Raw genomic sequence first — 15,792 nt, forward strand, 5'->3', positions numbered from 1 at the left:
GTAGTCGACCGGCTCTCGAGGCGGACAGCGGGCCGGGGAAAAGGGAAAGAGCCACCCCGACGGATCTGCTCCGTCGAGATGGCTCTTTCCTTCGTGCAGGTACCTATTCGCTCGTCAGGCGACGAGTATCACTGGCCGCCAACGATGATGAAGCCGTTGGTCTGCAGCTGGTTGTTCGCGTCGAACTCCAGGCTGCCGTACGAGGCCACCGAGGGCTCACCGGCAGCGGAGAACGACAGTTCACCGGTGACACCGTCGTAGTCGATGTCCTCACCCGCCGCGGCGAGCGGAGCGCACTCGGCGAAGCTGGTGCACTTGGTGCCACCCTCGGTCACCGAGTTGATATTCGCGGCGATGTCGACACCAGCGGTGGAACCGGCCTGAACGGCGGCCAGTGCGGTGATGACGACCGCGTCGTACGACTCACCGGCGTAGTTGACGTCGACCAGGCTCGGGTCGACCGTGCGCAGTCGGGCCTCGAAGTCGCCACTGAGTTCGGTCAGCGGGGTGGTGCCCTTCATGCCGGCCAGCGCGCCCGGCGGAACCGCCTCACCGAGAGCGTTACCCATGTTGCCGTCGGTACCGTACACCGGCATTCCGCTGGTCGGCCCGATGCCGACCTCGTTCATGCGGTTGATGATGCGCGAGGTCTCCTCGAATCCGATGACCACCACCGCATCCGGAGCGAACTCCTGGACCTGGTCGATCTCGGCGTTGAACGACTGCGCGTTGGGGTCGTAGATGATCTGCTGGAGCTGATCGGACGGAATACCGGCCGCCTCGAGGTCGGAGATCGTATTGCCGGCGAGGCCGGTGCCGTACGGATCGTTCAGCGCGAGAACGGAAACGCGCTGTGCGCCATCCTCGGAGATCAGCTGCGCGAGCGCCTGCGCCTGCAGGGTGTCGGTCGGCGCCGTGCGGAAGTACATACCCTTGTCCGGGTAGCAGACGAACTGATCCGACGTATTGGCCGGCGAGAACATCACGACGCCCGCACTGGCGATCTTGTCGATCACCTGCAGGGAGACCGCGGAGGACGCGGCACCGATGATCGCCGAAACACCTTCTGCGAGTTCACGGTCGACGGTGGCGTTGGCCGTGTCGGTGGTGGTATCGCCGGAGTCGCCGGTGATCAGGTTGACCGGGGCGTCGAGCACGCCACCGGCGTCGTTGACCTCATTCACGGCGAGCTGCACACCGGCCGCCATCGGCGGGCCGAGGAACGCGAGGCTGCCCGTGGACGGCAGCAGGGTGCCGATCGACAGCGGGGTGGTGACCGGGGTGGCACCCGCGGTGGCCTCCTCCGGAGTGCAGTCCGTCGACACCTCGGTGGAGTCGGCGGCGCCGGAGGCACTTGTGGTGGTGTCGCTTCCGGTGCTGCTATCGCCGGACGAACAGGCGGCCAACGCCAAAGCCGCGGCGCCCACGACGGCCGCGGTGCGGACAAGCGTCCGTCTTGCCATCAATAGTCTCCTCGAATCGTTGTGGACCTCCCGGTGAAGGCCCACGACTGAAGAGCACCGTAACGCTCGGGGCCGATTGCCGTTCGGCCGAAGGACCGTCGTGATCCGACTGTGACCTTTGGGTCGAAAGTGTTAACACGGCCGTAGCGCCCCACTCCGAAGGTCGGTGATGTCGAGCACCCATCGACCTCGGCGGGGCGTCGGCCACGCGTCGACGGCTACTTCGGAGCGGGCTCGCCGAGCGTCTCGATGATGACCTCGGCGACCGCCTTCATCGTGGTCCGGCGATCCATCGCGGCACGCTGAATCCACCGGAAGGCATCGGGTTCCGAGAGCGACTGCGACTTCATCAGCAGCCCCTTGGCCCGCTCGATCAGCTTGCGCGTCGCAAGCCGCTCCTCGAGATCACCGACCTGCTCCTCGAGCGCGCGGATCTCCGCGAAGCGGCTCGCGGCGACCTCGACAGCCGGAATCAGGTCCGTCTTGGTGAACGGCTTGACCAGATACGCCATCGCGCCGGCGTCGCGGGCCTTCTCCACCAGCTCGCGCTGACCGAAGGCGGTCAGGATGACCACCGGCGCCAGGCGGGCGGCGGCGATCTCCGAGGCGGCGTCGATCCCGTCGCGGCCGGGCATCTTGATGTCCATGATCACCAGGTCCGGCTTCAGCTCACTGGTGAGGTCGACGGCTCCCTGGCCGTCGCTCGCCTCACCGACGACCTCGTAGCCCTCCTCGCGCAGCATCTCCGCGAGATCCAGACGAATCAGCGATTCGTCTTCCGCCACCACAACGCGCCGCTTCGTGCGAGCCTCGTCCGGCACCGTTGTCTCGGTCATCGTTGCGGTTCTCCTTCGAACTCGATGCCTCACCTTGGGCGACACGCGGGCCGGCCTGCACGACCACCCCGCACTGCGACCCTACTTCCCCGATCTTCTACAGTAGGTTCCACTACGCGGTCCGAGTGCGCCATCCGGACACGCTGAGCCCTCGTATCCCAATTGGCAGAGGAAACGGATTCAAAACCCGTCCAGTGTGAGTTCGAGTCTCACCGAGGGCACCACTGCTGCCGCACCCGCCGGCCCGCCGTGACCGCGATCGGCGGACATTCGCGCGCCGGCAGGTCCGGATCGGCGGCGCATCAGGCGGCGATCAGCGTCCGGCGATGGCCCATCCGACGGCGGCCAGGATCGCAACGGCAAGAAGTGCAACGTTGACGATGATCATGCTCGTCTCCTTGCGACGCGCATGAACGGCGATCGCTCCGATCATCACGAGCCCCAAGCCGCCCGCTGCGGCCACCGCGGCCCACTGCAGGGCGGCGACGAGTCCGCCGACCACGACACCGAGCGCGCCGAGGACCTCTGCCCCTCCGATCAGCTTCACCGTGCCGGGCGCGACGTCCTCGGTCCACTTCAGTCCGGACTCGGCGAGCTGCTCGCTGGTGCGGATGAGCTTCATCGCCCCGGAGGTCAGGAAGACCAGGGCGAGTAATCCGGTGGCGATCCACGTGACGATGGTCAATGCAGTACCTCTCTACAAGGGGTGGCAGACGAAGCGATTCACTTCACGCATGAACTAAAGTAGCGGAAGGGCGCCGCTGAGGTAACTTCACATATGAAGTTTCGCCAGGGGCGAATCCGCTCGTCGGGAGACCCGGGTCGCGGTTGGCAACAACTTCAATATTGAAGTCAAGTAGGGCCGATATCGGCCGTGATCGACGGGGAAGGTGCATATGTCGGCGAAGGTGAAGCGGCGGGCTCGTCCGAAGTTTCCACGGGCCGTACCGGGTCCGGGCGCAGCGATGCCGCCACTGCGGTGCACGCGTCGTGGCCGAGTTCACCGGTGAAGCTAGGATCGGTCATGTGGGCGAAGAGGGTGATAGGGACTGGCTCGACTCCGAGGAGCAGGCCACCTGGGACGCGTTCGCCTACTTGCTGATACGCCTCCCCGCAACCCTCGACGCCAGGATGCAGCGCGACACCGGGCTCAGCCATTTCGAGTTCCTGGTCCTGATGACCCTGTTCCGAGCGCCCGAGCAGACCTTACGGATGAGCGAGCTCGCGGACCTGATCGCCTCCACCCTGTCGCGACTGTCCAACGTCGTCACCCGTTTGGAATCTCGCGGCTGGGTGACCCGTCACCCCGACCCGGCGGACGGGCGGTACACGCTCTCGACCCTGACCGAGGACGGTGCCCGCAAGGCTCTCGATGGTGCCCCCGTCTACACCGACGAGGTCCGCCGGTCGGTGATGGAACCGCTGACCAAGGCCCAGAGGCGGCAGGCCGGCGAAATCGCCCGGCGCATCCTCACAACGATCGACCCCACGGGCGCCTGCGCCCAAGGCCGCATCCCCAGCTTGCCGACCCGTCCGGCCGCGAGCTAGCCGCGCCCCCTGAATTCTCGACGTCCAACCCCGAACAGGTCACCGCCGGCCCGGAAGCCGCGGCAACCGACCTCGGCGCCATCGACGTGCGGGAGTTCTCACCGTCGGTGAGCTTCGGGTTCACCAATGCCGGCGAGGTCACTGCGGACACCCCTGCGCCCCGGATCGAGAGCCTGCTGAACGGAGCGGTGACCGCCGCACAAGCGGTATTGCCACCAACATCGCCCGGGCCGGATCTACCGCCGACCGAGGTAGCCCACCCGTCACCCTGTCGGTTGGGCCGAAAACTCTTCCTGCGTGCGGATGGCCCTAAACAGAGCCGGCAGCGGCATGTCGAGTTCCGGCGACCGCGCCGCCGTCGACGAGCAGGTCGGCACCCGAGATGAAGGTCGCTTCCGGGCCGGTCAGGAATGCGACCGCGGCGGCGATGTCACCGGGGGTTCCGAGCCGTCCGGTGGCCGAAACGTCGACCATCGCACGCATCTGCGCACCGGAATCGCCCGCGAGTTCCTGTTGGCCCATCGGGGTGGCGATGACGCCGGGGCTGATGCTGTTGACGCGCGCACCCCGGCCACCCCATTGCATACTCGCCGCTTGCACCCGAAGTTGATTGGCGCGTTTCGCGATTCCGTAGGCAGCGCCGGGATCGGGCAGTTGCTGGAGGAACGGCAGGGAAAGCAGTTCGTCGGTCGGTGTAGCCGCCAGGGCCGCCTCCAGTTCCGGCGGCAGACGACCCGCGGACAACGTGCCGGCCATGCTGGCGATCACGACCCCGGAGCCACCGGAGGCGATCACCGCCGCGAACGCATCGAGGAAGTTCGCCACGCCGAGGAGGTCGACGCGAAGGATCGCATCCACAGCCGCCTGAGCCGGCGAGAGGCCTGCGGTGTGGACGGCGGCGGCGATCGGACCGAGCGAGGCGGCTCGCTCGGTCAGCGAGCCCATGGAGGTCACGGACGAGACGTCCACGGGATGCGTCTCGACGTGGTAGCCGTCCGCGCCCAGCGACTCGGACAGGCGGGCCAGAAGTTCCTCATTGAAGTCTGCCAGCAGCACGGTGCGTCCCGGCCCGGATCGGCGGGCGATCGCCTCACCCATGCCGCCGGTACCGATGACAACGAGAACGTCCTTGTTCATGGGATTACAGCCTCCGGATGTGATCGATCGTTCGGTGCGGTGGTGACGCGGACTCGACGACGATTACTTCACGATTGAAGTGCAGTAGCTTGCCGATTCGGGTCGAGTCGACCTAATATTACTTCATGCATGAAGTCAATGTTGCGGCATGTCTCCGCATGGCGCGCGCCCGGCCGCATGCATATCCACTCCGCCCGCTGCACCCGTAGCGGCTGCGTGCAATACGCGCGTCGACATCGCGCACCCCTCGGATAAGGACGTACATATGCCCACCATCGCCATCGTCGGAGCCGGTCGCGGCCTCGGCTTGTCGATCGCCAAGCTGTTCGGCAGCAACGGCTTCGACGTCGCCCTGTTCTCCCGCCGCCAGAATGGGCTCGATGAGCTCGTCACCGAGTTGAGCGATCAGGGGATCAAGGCCGCCGGTTTCCAGGTGGATATCGCCGACCACGACTCTCTCGCGTTAGCCATTCGCGAAGCCGCCGAGCGCTTCGGACCGATCGACGTTCTGTCGTTCTCTCCACATGCCGGCCTGGACAGGGTCGCACCCGCCGATGTGACCGTAGAGGCCCTGCGCGCCCACATGGACGTGCAGCTATACGGGGCGGTGACCGCAGTGCACGAGGTGCTGCCGAGCATGCTCGAACGAGGCTCCGGAACTCTGCTGTTCACCATGGGTATCGGTTCGGTCGAGCCGATGGCGATGCTGGCCACCCTCAATCCCCCGCAGGCCGCGCTGCGCAACTGGGCCAAGAACCTCCACAACACGCTCGGCGACAAGGGTATCCAGTCCGCGAGCGTCGTCGTCGCCGCAGCCATCACCACCGAGACCCTCGACTATCCCCACGCCCACCCCGACGAGGTCGCCAAGCACCACTGGCAGCTCTATACCGACCGCGACCAGGCCGAACACATCGTCACCGGCGGCTGAGGTCCACTCGTCCGGTACAGCGGAGGTCGGCGGCCGCCGGTCCGCTCCGCTCGTCAGCGCTGCGGCAGCAGCAGCAGATCCTCGGAGCGGCCGGCGGACACCAGGGTCCGACGCAACTCCCCCAGCCACCGATCGGCGACACCGCCGCCGAGCCGCGTGAGCAGGTCGTACTGCTCGGCCCACAGTTCCCGGCGGTCCTCGGGACGACGCAGCGCCACCTGTCGGCCGGCGATCGCGTCGGACATCACCACCGCGACCCGGTAGGTGAAGTCCGCGACGTCGTCGGTCGCGTAGTCGTCGAGAGTCTTGCCCCGTTCGGTGACGGTCAGATGCAGCAGACCGTCGGCACCGTCGGCGACGAACGGCGTGGCATCGTCGGTCGGCGCCGAGGCCGGCGGGTCGGTCGCGGCTCCGCCGAGAGCGGCACGGACGGACGCCACGATTTCGCCGGCGGCGCCGCTCATCGCGTCGCTGCGGTCGGAACGCCCCCGCCGGCCGCCGGCCGATTCACTATCCGACATCCGGATAGACCCGCACCAGGTATCCGGCGGTCAGCAGCCACTGGACGTTCAAGGTGCCGGTCACGCCGGGCACGAGGGCCGGGTCGAGCTGGTACTGGGTGCCGCCGCCGGGCTGCCCGAACCAGGGCGCGATGGTGCCGGCGTAGAGGTCGAAGGGCCGCACGACGAGATAGGCGTGGTAGTTGCACGGCTCCGGCGGTGTTCCGACCAGGTTCGACGGCGGGATCGATCGCTCGGCATAGCCGGCGCCGGAGGGAGCCAGGAAGGTGCCGAATTCGCTTCCGTACCGGTCGAGAGTGGCACCCGCCGACACGGTGATCACCTCACGGATCGGCTCACCCGCCCCATCGGTGACGTAGCCGTCGGCGGGCGGGTAGATCCAGGAACCGGACGGACCGGCGGCCGGATCCCAATAACGATCGAGGAACTCCTCGGTCGACAGACCCCCGGTGCGGTCGTATCCGACCAGTTGCGGACCGACCGGGAAGGTATTCGACAACGTTTCCGGGCCGAGCCGGCGGTCACCGTCCTCGAATTCCGCGGAGCATCCGTGCAGGCCGAGCGCCGCGGAGCCCGAACCGATATCGGGTTGTGCCGCGGCGGTGCCGGCGCCAACCGTCGTCAGGGCCAGAGCGAACAGCAACGCCAGGAGCGCCGCGAGGAATCTGGATCGTCCACGGTCGCGGATCGGATGGGTACCGGTCATGTCGTCACCTTCGGGGTCGTGGTGCCGGGATGGGTTTCACCGAGGAGTTCGCGTGCATATTCTCACATTCCTCTCAGGTAGACCAGACCCGAAGTGGAGTCGAATCCAAGCAGTTCCGGGTCCGTGCGGGCGCGGGAACGTCAGGATCCTCCCGAAGTACCCCCGGGTTCCTCCCGGGGAACGGACCAATCCTGAAGTCATGCCGAATCCGCCCCAACGGAGCATTCACCCCCTCCTTGCCCGCGCCCGCTACCTCACGGTCGGGTTGCTGTCGGCGGGCGCCATCACCACCGGCGTCCTCTACGTCACGCTGGAGACCGCCGACGCCTCCACACAGGCCGGCGCGACGTCCGTCGTCGACTACACCTACGACACGACGTCCTCCATGACCGGCGGCACCGGTACCTCGGACACGAGCGGATCGACCGCGACCACATACGGTCGGTTCGGCTCGCTCAGCGACGCCGGATCGTCGTCCGCCGACGCGACCACGAGGGCGTCGTGACCGCCGCGGTGGCCGGCCGCCCGGTCCACAGCGTCGACATGACGGCGATCGGCACCCGGGTGCGGGTGGCGACCACCGATCCCGCCGCGCTCGAGCCGGCCCGGCGGATCGTCGCCGACGCGCTTCGCGAACTCGACGAGGTGGCGTCGCGCTTCCGGGCGACCTCGGAACTGGGCATGCTCAATGCGGTTGCCGCCGACGCCGCGATCCGGTGGCCGGTCGTCTCCGATGTCCTCTGGGACTGCCTGGAGGCGGCCGAGACCACCGAGCGGCTGACCGGCGGTCTGGTGACGCCGGCGATCGGCGCCGCCCTGATCGCCTGGGGATACGACCGCGACCTCGACGAGGTCCTGCGCCGCGACCCGACCACGCTTCCCCTCGGCGCTCCGCTGACGCTGCCCGGACGCTGGAGTCTCGACCGCGAGACCCGCACCGTCGAACTGGCTCCCGGGACCGCGCTGGATCTCGGTGCGTCCGCGAAGGCACGCACCGCGGATGTCCTGGCCGATCTATTGGTCGATCGGTTCGGGGCCGGATTCCTCGTCGATCTCGGCGGCGACATCAGCTGTCGCGGCGGGTCACCGACGGGCGGCTGGCGGATCGGGGTGGCCGACCGATCGGATACCCGTCGGCAGACGCTGTGCGTGCACGGCGATCTGGCCGTCTGCACCTCCTCGGTCCAACGCCGCCGGTGGGCGCGGGCCGATGCGACCGCACACCACATCATCGATCCGCGCACCGGCGCACCCGCGGCCGAGATCTGGGGGCAGGTCAGCTGCGCGGCGCCGTCCGCCCTGGAGGCCAACGCGGCGTCGACCGCGGCGATCATTTTGGGCGACGACGCGATCCATTGGCTCGAGCGCCGACGGATCGCCGCGCTGCTGGTCACCGCGCCCGCCGCGATCGACGATGCCGCCGATTCCGAGCCGGAGGGCTACGAGATCCGGGTGGAGGGGTGGCCCGAACGGGCCGACGAGCACGATGAGTGACTCCTGGATGTGGTACCTCTCGCGGGCGGCCGGGGTGGTGACCCTGGTGCTGTTCACCGGGGTCGTCGTCCTCGGGACGCTGACCGCCGGCCGACATCGCCCCCGGTCATCGAGCACGGTGCTGATCGTCGCGGTGCACCGCAGCCTGGCTCTGGGCAGCCTGATCTTCCTGGCGATCCACGTGCTGACCGCGGTCGCGGACAGCTATGTCGACATCTCCTGGCCCGCGGTCTTCCTGCCGTTCGCCTCCGGATACTCACCGGTCGGTGTCGCCTTCGGCACGCTGGCGCTCGACGTCGTCGCCGCGATCATCGTCACCTCGCTGCTGCGTCACCGCATCCCGGAGCGGTGGTGGCGCACCGTGCACTGGGGCGCCTACGCGATGGCGGCGTTTGCGGCCATCCACGCGCTGGTCATGGCGAGCAGCGATCAGCCGATGCTGCCGGCCATCTCGATCACCTGCGCCGTCGTGATGGCCGCGGCAACCGTCCTGCGGTTCGTCTCGGTCGATCACGATGCCCGCCGGCGCGCCCTCGTCGCGGCCGAGGAGTGGTCGTGACCGACCTGATCGAACTGCTGAGGTCGGCGGGGCTCACCGGTCGCGGCGGCGCCGGCTTCCCGACCGACCGGAAGCTGCGCCTGGCCCGCGACCACGGAGCCGAACTGATCGTCAACGCCTGCGACGGCGAAGTCGGCGCCGAGAAGGACGGCTGGATCGTCCGCAACCACCTGCCGGAACTGATCGACGGCGCCCGCCTGATCGCGGGCGATCGGTTCCGCGTCGCCGCCCACCGCGGTTCGGACACGCTGCGCGTCCTGTCCGCGGCCGCGGTGCCGACGCTGGTGGTCCCGAACCGGTACGTGTCCTCGGAGGCCTCGGCGCTGGCATCCCTGGCCGCCGGAGGTACGGCGCGACCGCTGATGCGCTTCGCCCCCACCGCCACAGGTGCCCACCGCGCGGACGGCACGACGATCCCGCCGACCGTGGTCCTCAACGCCGAAACCGTCTGGCGCGCCGCCCAGATCACCCGATTCGGACCCGGCTGGTTCCGCGGGTGCGGGACCGTGACCGAGCCCGGACCGCGACTGATCACCATCGGCGGGTCGGTCCAGCGCCCCGGTGTCCACGAGGTCGCGGCCGGTATCCCGATCATCGAGCTGATCCGTATCGCCGGGGGAACCACCGCGCGACCGAGCGTCCTGTGGTTCAACGGCCTGTCCGGCGGTTTCCTCACCGCGCAGGAGGCGATCGACCTGCCGTGGTCGTCCCATGCCCTCGCCCCGTACGGCGTCGGGATCGGCAGCGCCTCGGTGCGGGTCCTCGACGGCCGCACCGATCCCTGGCGGCTGGTCCTCGACACCGTCACCTACGCGGCGGGCGAGTCCGCGGGCCAATGCGGCCCGTGCATGTTCGGGCTGCCCGCGGTGGTCGACGATCTGACGACGATCCTCGACGGGAACGCGGATCGCGCGGTGCGGGAACGCTTCTCCCGTCGACTCGGGGTGCTGCCCGGCCGAGGCGCCTGCCGCCACCCCGACGGGGTCGCGTCGTTCCTGCGCTCCGCGCTGCGCACCTTCGGGGCATCGCTCGGCCCCGACGTCGGCGACGACCTCGCCCTGCCCGCCCACCGACACGAGGTCGTCCGATGACCACCGCCCGACGCCCAGACCGCGACGACACCCACGCCCGCGACCACATCCCCGACCGCAACTCCCCCGCACCGATCGGACGGCGCGGCGAGGGATTGGTGGTCGACCGGGTCGCCTGTACCGGCCGCGGGGTCTGCGCTCACCTGCTCGCGCCGGCCGTCGTCTCGGACGAATGGGGCTACCCGATCATCGTCGACGCGCATCCGGATCGGCGGACGACCGACGACGCCATTCGGCTCTGCCCCGCGCGCGCCCTGCACCGACGCTGACCCGCCGCCCCGCCCGCGGGCCCACCGCCGCCGGAGCGGTCGGTCGCCTACCGGCCGGTACCGGACAATGGTGACAAATATCTGTATTCGTATCTCTCGGTCCACTTCTCGCAATAGTCGTCCACCGATCGACCGGTGTGCTGTGCTGTCACCGGAGTATTCGATTCGCGGCCCACGACCGTCGCGCACAACGCCACGCGACCGGGGCCCCGCCGGCGGGAGGCGAGAAGAATGGCTCGTTCACCACACAGTGTGCTGCGCCGCAAGAGCGTCGAAACGGTCATCCACCAGGACGACGACGTCCACGGCGCCGGTCAACTGTCCAAATCACTCCGAGCACGCGATCTGATCGGCTTCGGGATCGGCATCGTCATCGGCACCGGCATCTTCACCCTCACCGGCATCGAGGCGAAGAACAGCGCCGGCCCCGCGGTGGTGCTCTCCTTCCTCGTCGCCGGCATCGTCGCCCTGCTGGCCGCCCTCTGTTACGCCGAACTCGCCTCGGCGGTACCCACCGCCGGCAGTTCCTATACCTACGCCTATACGACGATCGGCGAGCTCTTCGCCTGGATCATCGCGTGGGATCTGATCCTCGAATTTGCCCTGGGCGCAGCGGTTGTGGCGCGGGGTTGGTCCGGCTACATCGCCGGCGTGTTCAATCTGCCGCAGCAGTGGTTCGGCGAGTCGCATTCGACCGTCAACCTCGGGGCCATCTTCATCACGGTGCTGCTCGGCATCGTCGCCATCCGCGGCATCCGCGAATCCGCTTGGGTGACAAACGGTCTGGTGGTCATCAAGGTGCTGGTGTGCATCTTCGTGATCGCGGTCGGCGCCTTCTACGTCAAGACGTCCAACCTGGTGCCGTTCATCCCGCCGGCGCAACCGGCCGAGGGTGGCGACGCCGGTCTGCGGGCCCCGCTGTGGCAGTTCCTCTCCGGCGTCACCCCGACCAGCTTCGGGATCGCCGGCGTCCTGTTCGCGGCGGCGGTGGTCTTCTTCGCCTATTCCGGATTCGAGGCGGTCGCCAATCTCGGTGAGGAGACCCGCAACCCCGCCCGCGATATGCCGCTGGGCCTGCTGGGCACCCTGGGCATCTGTACCGCGCTCTACCTCGGCGTCTGCATCGTCATCACCGGCATGGTCAACTACCGGAATCTGTCCGAGGGCGATGCGGTCGCCGACGTCTTCCACCAGGTGGGTCTGCAATGGGCCGGCATCCTGATCGGCATCGCGGCGGTCGCCGGGCTGACCTCGGTGATCCTGGTCGACATCGTCGCGATGGGTCGGATCGGCTTCGCCCTCGGCCGGGACGGACTGCTGCCGGAGATCTTCCGGCGGGTGCACCCCACCTGGGGGACCCCGGTGCTGATGACCTCGACGACCGTCGTGGTCGTCGCCCTGCTCGCGGGCTTCGTGCCGATCTCGGTGCTGGCCGAAATGGTCAGCATCGGAACGCTGTTCGCGTTCGTGGTGGTCTCGATCGCGGTGATCGTGCTGCGCCGCACCGACCCCGACATGCCGCGCCCGTTCAAGGTGCCGCTGGTCCCCCTGGTCCCGATCCTGTCGACGGCGTCCTGCCTGGCGCTGATGGCGAGCCTCGCGGTGGAGACCTGGCTGCGCTTCCTGGTGTGGCTGCTGCTCGGCCTGGTGGTCTACTTCGGCTACAGCCGTCGGCATTCCCGCCTCGAGCCGTCCGCCGCCGAGGGCGCGCCCGCCGAAGGGCCGGCGACATGACGATCCTGGTGGGATTCGGCCCGGATATGCCCAGCGCATCGGGCCTCGACCTGGCCGGCCGGCTCGCCCGCCTTACCGGTGAGGACATCGTGCTGTGCTGTGTGGTCCACGACGCGTGGGAGTCCCCCGCGGTCCGCGACTTCTCCGGCGTCGACGACGACTGGCGGCGCGAACTGCGCGCCGGAGCGGCCGAAGCGCTCGACAGCGCGATCCTTCGACTCGGGGGCGACCTGTCGATCACGTCGGTCGTGCGCACCGGCCGTTCGGTCCCGCGGGTGCTCGCGGAGGAGAGCGAAGCCGTCGGCGCGCGGATGGTCGTGATCGGCTCGTCGAACCACGGACCGATCGGCCGCATCTCCTTCGGCAGCGCCGGCGACCGGCTGGTGCACAGCGCCGGCACCCCCGTGGCGGTCGCCCCGCGCGGCTACCGCGAACAACGCGCCCCGGTCTCCCGGCTGCTGCTCGCGGTCTATCCGACCCACCGCGACATCGCCCTGGCCGGTCCGGCCGCCGACTGGGCCGAACAACTGTCGGCGCCGGTGCGCGTGGTCACCTTCGCATCGCGCGACTCGTCCGCCGTCGGCCGGTTCGCCGGGCAGGACGTCTTCCCCTATTGGCGCGAGCAGGTCGAGCGGACCCAGCGGACCATCGGTGAACTGCTCGCCAAGGAGGGTGTCCCGGTCCTGTCGCCCGCGCTGATCATCGGGGAGGGGTGGGCCCCGACGGTCGATGCCTTCGACTGGAACCCCGACGACCTGTTGATGGTCGGGTCGAGCGAGCACGGGCCGATCGCGCAGGTCTTCCTCGGGTCGAGCGCCACCCGCATCGTGCGCCAGGCGCCGGTGCCGGTGATCCTGCTGCCCCGGCAGTGACCTTCCTCCACCCCCGATCCCCGACGATGCGGTCGGGGATCGGGGTGTCGTGTGGAGAATCAGGGCGCGGAGGGCACCCGATCGAGGGCGTACTCGGTGATCGTGATCAGCGCTTCCTTGGCGGACTGCCGCTTGCGCGCGTCGATCGAGAAGATCGGCACATCGCCGGGCACGGCCAGGGCGGCGCGGATCTCCTCGAGCGGGTAGACCGGCGCCTGGTCGAACTCGTTGACCGCGATCACGAACGGAACCCCGTGCGCCTCGAAGTAGTCGACCGCCGCGAAGCTGTCGTCGAGGTGCCGGGTGTCGACGATCACGACGGCGCCGATCGCGCCGCGCACCAGGTCGTCCCACATGAACCAGAAGCGGCGCTGTCCGGGGGTGCCGAAGAGGTAGAGCACCAGGTCACCGCCGAGGGTGATGCGACCGAAGTCCATCGCCACCGTGGTGGTGTCCTTGGTCGTTCCCGGCTGCAGGTCGTCGACGCCGACCGATACGTCGGTGATCAACGCCTCGGTCCGCAGCGGCACGATCTCCGATACCGCCCCGACAAATGTTGTCTTGCCGACTCCGAACCCGCCCGCGATGACGATCTTCGTCGAGGCGGCGGTCGATGTGTCAGAGGGCACGTAGTCCACTGAGGGTCCTTCCGATCAATTCTCGTCGTTCGGAGTTGCTGGTGCGGTCACCCAGAGTCCTGAGAACTCGTAGGTGCCCACCGGCAATGAGATCCCCGACCAACACGCGAGCGACCCCCAAAGGCACGCTGAGTCGTGCCGAAATCTCTGCCACCGATGGCCCGGACTCGCACATCACCACGATGCGACTCCGTAAATCGTGCGCCGGCAACCCGATATCCGCCCCCGGATTCGTGGTCCTGATCGACGCTTCAATGGGCAGGTCGACACCGGTATCCGTCCGACCGGACGTGAGGGTATAGGGCCGCACCCGGCTGGGCGCTGGTGGACCCGACACCAGTTCGTCCTCGCTCATCGACTGTCCTTCGTTGATCTCGAACTCCTGCGATCGATGATCAGTATGACGACGGACGGACGGACTCGCCCTTGCGTGGGCCGGCCGCGACGGTCGATCCGACCCGCTCGACCAGCATCGCCATCTCGTATCCCACCTGACCGATGTCCCCGTCGGTCGTGGTCAGGGCGGCGAGATGCGAACCGTCGCCGACGCTCATCAACAGCAGGTAGCCGCGCTCCATCTCGACCACCGACTGCAGCACGGTGCCACCGTCGAACAGTCGGGCCGCACCCGTCGACAAGCTAGACAGGCCGGACGCGACCGCGGCGAGCTGTTCGGCCCGGTCGACCGGGATGTGGGCGCTCATGGCCATCAGCAGGCCGTCGGCGGAAACCAGCACGGCGTGCGTGACGCCCGCGGTATCCCGGGCGAAGTTGGCGACCAGCCAATCGAGCGGTCGGGTGGTGGTCGATGCGGGGCCGGTCATCAGTCCTTGTCCAATCTGTGTCGTCCACGGTCGATACGCGACCGGGCGTTGCGTACGCCTTCGAGATGGTTACTGATCGTCGAGCGCACCGTCTCGGGATCGCGTCTCGATCCGGCCGGCGCGCTGGTATCAGCGGAACCGGGGATGAGACGTCGACCCGGATCTCGCACCGGAAGCCCCGTCCTCGAGTGCTCGTGCACCGTTGCGGTGAACGCTTCTTCGGCCGCGGACCACCCCGAGTCCGCAGCGGTCGACCAGGTCCGGCTCGACCGTGCCAGGTCCTCTGCCGGATCGTTGAGCCAGTCCGAGCTGAGCCGCGAGAAGATCGGCGTGTCGACGGTCGGATCCTGGTTCTGCCCGACGCGCTGGGCGGCACGGCCGTGTGCAACCCCGTCGCCGGCCTTCGCGTGCCGGCGCGGCGAGTCGCCGTCCGCGCCGCCGACGCGGCGACGTCGTGCCGACCACGACTCGGCGGCCGTATCGGCGGCAGCCTCGGTCGCCGCACCGGCGGGCCGGCGGGCCGCATCCGTTCGATCCGACGCAGCGGGCTGGGCATCGGCGACGTCGGCCGCATCCGCATCCGCGGCGGGGCGTGCGGCGCCCGCCGGGGTCGCGGAGTTGGCCCGCAACCGCGAGGCCAGCACTCCCCGACGCGGCCGGGGCCGCAGCTGGATCGAATCGCTGGGCATCCACTCGACCGAGTACGGATCGCTGAACAGCGAGTCGGCCGAGGCCGGTCCGCCGGGCTTGTTCGGCGACGCGTCGGCGCCGGGCGCGCGGCCGGCGGTGGGATCCTCGGCGGTCGCGGGCTGCGAGGCGTAGGAGGCTACGGCCGGCTGCGATCCGGTCGCGGGACTGCGATCGTCGGTCTGCTCGTCGCCCTCGGTATCGGCGCGCCGCTGGTGGCGAGCCCCGAAGAAGGCCGAGGTATTCGACGGGGTGGCCCGACGATCACCGTTCGCCGACCCCGACGGATCGTCCGAGTGATCGGCGACCGGCGCCGTTTCGGCGGGTCGACGCTGCGGCAGTCCACCGGTCCAGGGCTGCTCGACCGCGGGCAGGATCCCCGTATCGCCGTCGGACGTGGCCCGGCTCGGCCGGCGCTGCGGCAGACCGGGCGCGGCCGGCGGGCCGTCGGCCCGGTTGCGGGCGGGCTGGCGGGTCGGCAG

Annotated in this window: 18 protein-coding genes, 1 tRNA gene and 1 pseudogene; 10 read left to right on the top strand and 10 right to left on the bottom strand. The window is 68.9% G+C overall.

All coding sequences use genetic code 11. The annotated features are described in order from the left end of the window. Window positions 1-128: 128 nt before the first annotated feature. Together MB1_RS22205 and MB1_RS22210 are read right to left on the bottom strand one after the other, a co-directional pair. A complete protein-coding gene (locus MB1_RS22205; RefSeq protein ID WP_066912808.1) occupies window positions 129-1,463 on the bottom strand; it encodes an ABC transporter substrate-binding protein in 1,335 nt (444 codons plus the stop codon). 218 nt (window positions 1,464-1,681) lie between these two features. Then, window positions 1,682-2,299 (bottom strand): ANTAR domain-containing response regulator, encoded by a 618-nt coding sequence (locus tag MB1_RS22210; protein ID WP_066912810.1) that lies wholly within the window; start codon window positions 2,297-2,299, stop codon window positions 1,682-1,684. Between the two features lie 147 nt (window positions 2,300-2,446). Here MB1_RS22210 and MB1_RS22215 point away from each other — a divergent pair. Next, a tRNA-Leu gene (locus MB1_RS22215) sits at window positions 2,447-2,523 on the top strand. Between the two features lie 89 nt (window positions 2,524-2,612). Here MB1_RS22215 and MB1_RS22220 read toward each other — a convergent pair. Then, on the bottom strand, window positions 2,613-2,984 hold the full coding sequence (locus tag MB1_RS22220) for a DoxX family protein (RefSeq protein ID WP_066912812.1): 372 nt from the start codon (window positions 2,982-2,984) through the stop codon (window positions 2,613-2,615). A gap of 305 nt (window positions 2,985-3,289) precedes the next feature. Between MB1_RS22220 and MB1_RS22225 the strand changes: the two genes are divergently transcribed. Further along, window positions 3,290-3,847, top strand: a complete 558-nt coding sequence (locus MB1_RS22225; RefSeq protein ID WP_245650312.1) for a MarR family winged helix-turn-helix transcriptional regulator — start codon at window positions 3,290-3,292, stop codon at window positions 3,845-3,847. Window positions 3,848-4,156: 309 nt separating this feature from the next. On the opposite strand, the gene MB1_RS22230 is transcribed toward MB1_RS22225, so the two are convergent. Next, a complete protein-coding gene (locus MB1_RS22230) occupies window positions 4,157-4,984 on the bottom strand; it encodes an SDR family oxidoreductase (RefSeq protein ID WP_066912816.1) in 828 nt (275 codons plus the stop codon). Window positions 4,985-5,249: 265 nt separating this feature from the next. Here MB1_RS22230 and MB1_RS22235 point away from each other — a divergent pair, with 265 nt between their 5' ends. Further along, complete coding sequence (locus tag MB1_RS22235) at window positions 5,250-5,915, top strand: SDR family NAD(P)-dependent oxidoreductase (protein WP_066912818.1); 666 nt, start codon at window positions 5,250-5,252, stop codon at window positions 5,913-5,915. Window positions 5,916-5,968: 53 nt separating this feature from the next. On the opposite strand, the gene MB1_RS22240 is transcribed toward MB1_RS22235, so the two are convergent. Further along, on the bottom strand, window positions 5,969-6,436 hold the full coding sequence (locus MB1_RS22240) for an Imm63 family immunity protein (RefSeq protein WP_066912820.1): 468 nt from the start codon (window positions 6,434-6,436) through the stop codon (window positions 5,969-5,971). Further along, window positions 6,426-7,142, bottom strand: coding sequence for a TNT domain-containing protein (locus tag MB1_RS22245; protein ID WP_084352439.1), 717 nt, complete (start codon window positions 7,140-7,142; stop codon window positions 6,426-6,428). The genes MB1_RS22240 and MB1_RS22245 overlap by 11 nt, the downstream gene beginning before the upstream one ends. 199 nt (window positions 7,143-7,341) lie before the next feature. Here MB1_RS22245 and MB1_RS22250 point away from each other — a divergent pair, with 199 nt between their 5' ends. The 7 genes from MB1_RS22250 to MB1_RS22280 all read left to right on the top strand — a co-directional run bounded on the left by MB1_RS22250 (window position 7,342) and on the right by MB1_RS22280 (window position 13,161). Beyond that, window positions 7,342-7,647, top strand: coding sequence for a hypothetical protein (locus MB1_RS22250; RefSeq protein ID WP_066912822.1), 306 nt, complete (start codon window positions 7,342-7,344; stop codon window positions 7,645-7,647). Beyond that, complete coding sequence (locus MB1_RS22255; RefSeq protein WP_245650313.1) at window positions 7,644-8,636, top strand: FAD:protein FMN transferase; 993 nt, start codon at window positions 7,644-7,646, stop codon at window positions 8,634-8,636. The genes MB1_RS22250 and MB1_RS22255 overlap by 4 nt, the downstream gene beginning before the upstream one ends. Next, a complete protein-coding gene (locus MB1_RS22260) occupies window positions 8,629-9,195 on the top strand; it encodes a ferric reductase-like transmembrane domain-containing protein (protein WP_066912824.1) in 567 nt (188 codons plus the stop codon). The genes MB1_RS22255 and MB1_RS22260 overlap by 8 nt, the downstream gene beginning before the upstream one ends. Continuing rightward, the gene (locus MB1_RS22265; RefSeq protein ID WP_084352455.1) at window positions 9,192-10,286 is read left to right on the top strand and encodes an NADH-ubiquinone oxidoreductase-F iron-sulfur binding region domain-containing protein; all 1,095 of its coding nucleotides are present in this window, start codon (window positions 9,192-9,194) and stop codon (window positions 10,284-10,286) included. The genes MB1_RS22260 and MB1_RS22265 overlap by 4 nt, the downstream gene beginning before the upstream one ends. Next, entirely contained in the window at window positions 10,283-10,555 is a 273-nt protein-coding gene (locus MB1_RS22270) for a ferredoxin (protein WP_245650314.1), read from the top strand. Before MB1_RS22265 ends, MB1_RS22270 begins: the two co-directional genes overlap by 4 nt. Before the next feature lie 231 nt (window positions 10,556-10,786). Next, window positions 10,787-12,289, top strand: a complete 1,503-nt coding sequence (locus MB1_RS22275; protein WP_066912826.1) for an APC family permease — start codon at window positions 10,787-10,789, stop codon at window positions 12,287-12,289. Continuing rightward, window positions 12,286-13,161 (top strand): universal stress protein, encoded by an 876-nt coding sequence (locus MB1_RS22280; protein ID WP_066912828.1) that lies wholly within the window; start codon window positions 12,286-12,288, stop codon window positions 13,159-13,161. Before MB1_RS22275 ends, MB1_RS22280 begins: the two co-directional genes overlap by 4 nt. A gap of 59 nt (window positions 13,162-13,220) precedes the next feature. Here the strand turns inward: MB1_RS22280 and MB1_RS22285 are convergent, their stop codons facing one another. The 4 genes and pseudogenes from MB1_RS22285 to MB1_RS26135 all read right to left on the bottom strand — a co-directional run. Further along, window positions 13,221-13,799, bottom strand: a complete 579-nt coding sequence (locus MB1_RS22285; protein WP_066912830.1) for a GTP-binding protein — start codon at window positions 13,797-13,799, stop codon at window positions 13,221-13,223. Further along, the gene (locus tag MB1_RS25345; protein ID WP_084352441.1) at window positions 13,780-14,154 is read right to left on the bottom strand and encodes a DUF742 domain-containing protein; all 375 of its coding nucleotides are present in this window, start codon (window positions 14,152-14,154) and stop codon (window positions 13,780-13,782) included. Before MB1_RS25345 ends, MB1_RS22285 begins: the two co-directional genes overlap by 20 nt. Before the next feature lie 40 nt (window positions 14,155-14,194). Next, window positions 14,195-14,623 (bottom strand): roadblock/LC7 domain-containing protein, encoded by a 429-nt coding sequence (locus MB1_RS22290; protein ID WP_066912832.1) that lies wholly within the window; start codon window positions 14,621-14,623, stop codon window positions 14,195-14,197. Beyond that, window positions 14,623-15,792, bottom strand: a pseudogene (locus tag MB1_RS26135) (hypothetical protein); the annotation flags it as partial. The pseudogene MB1_RS26135 and the gene MB1_RS22290, both read right to left, overlap by 1 nt.

It is taken from the genome of Millisia brevis NBRC 105863, assembly GCF_001552615.1.
GTDB classification, from domain to species: domain Bacteria; phylum Actinomycetota; class Actinomycetes; order Mycobacteriales; family Mycobacteriaceae; genus Millisia; species Millisia brevis.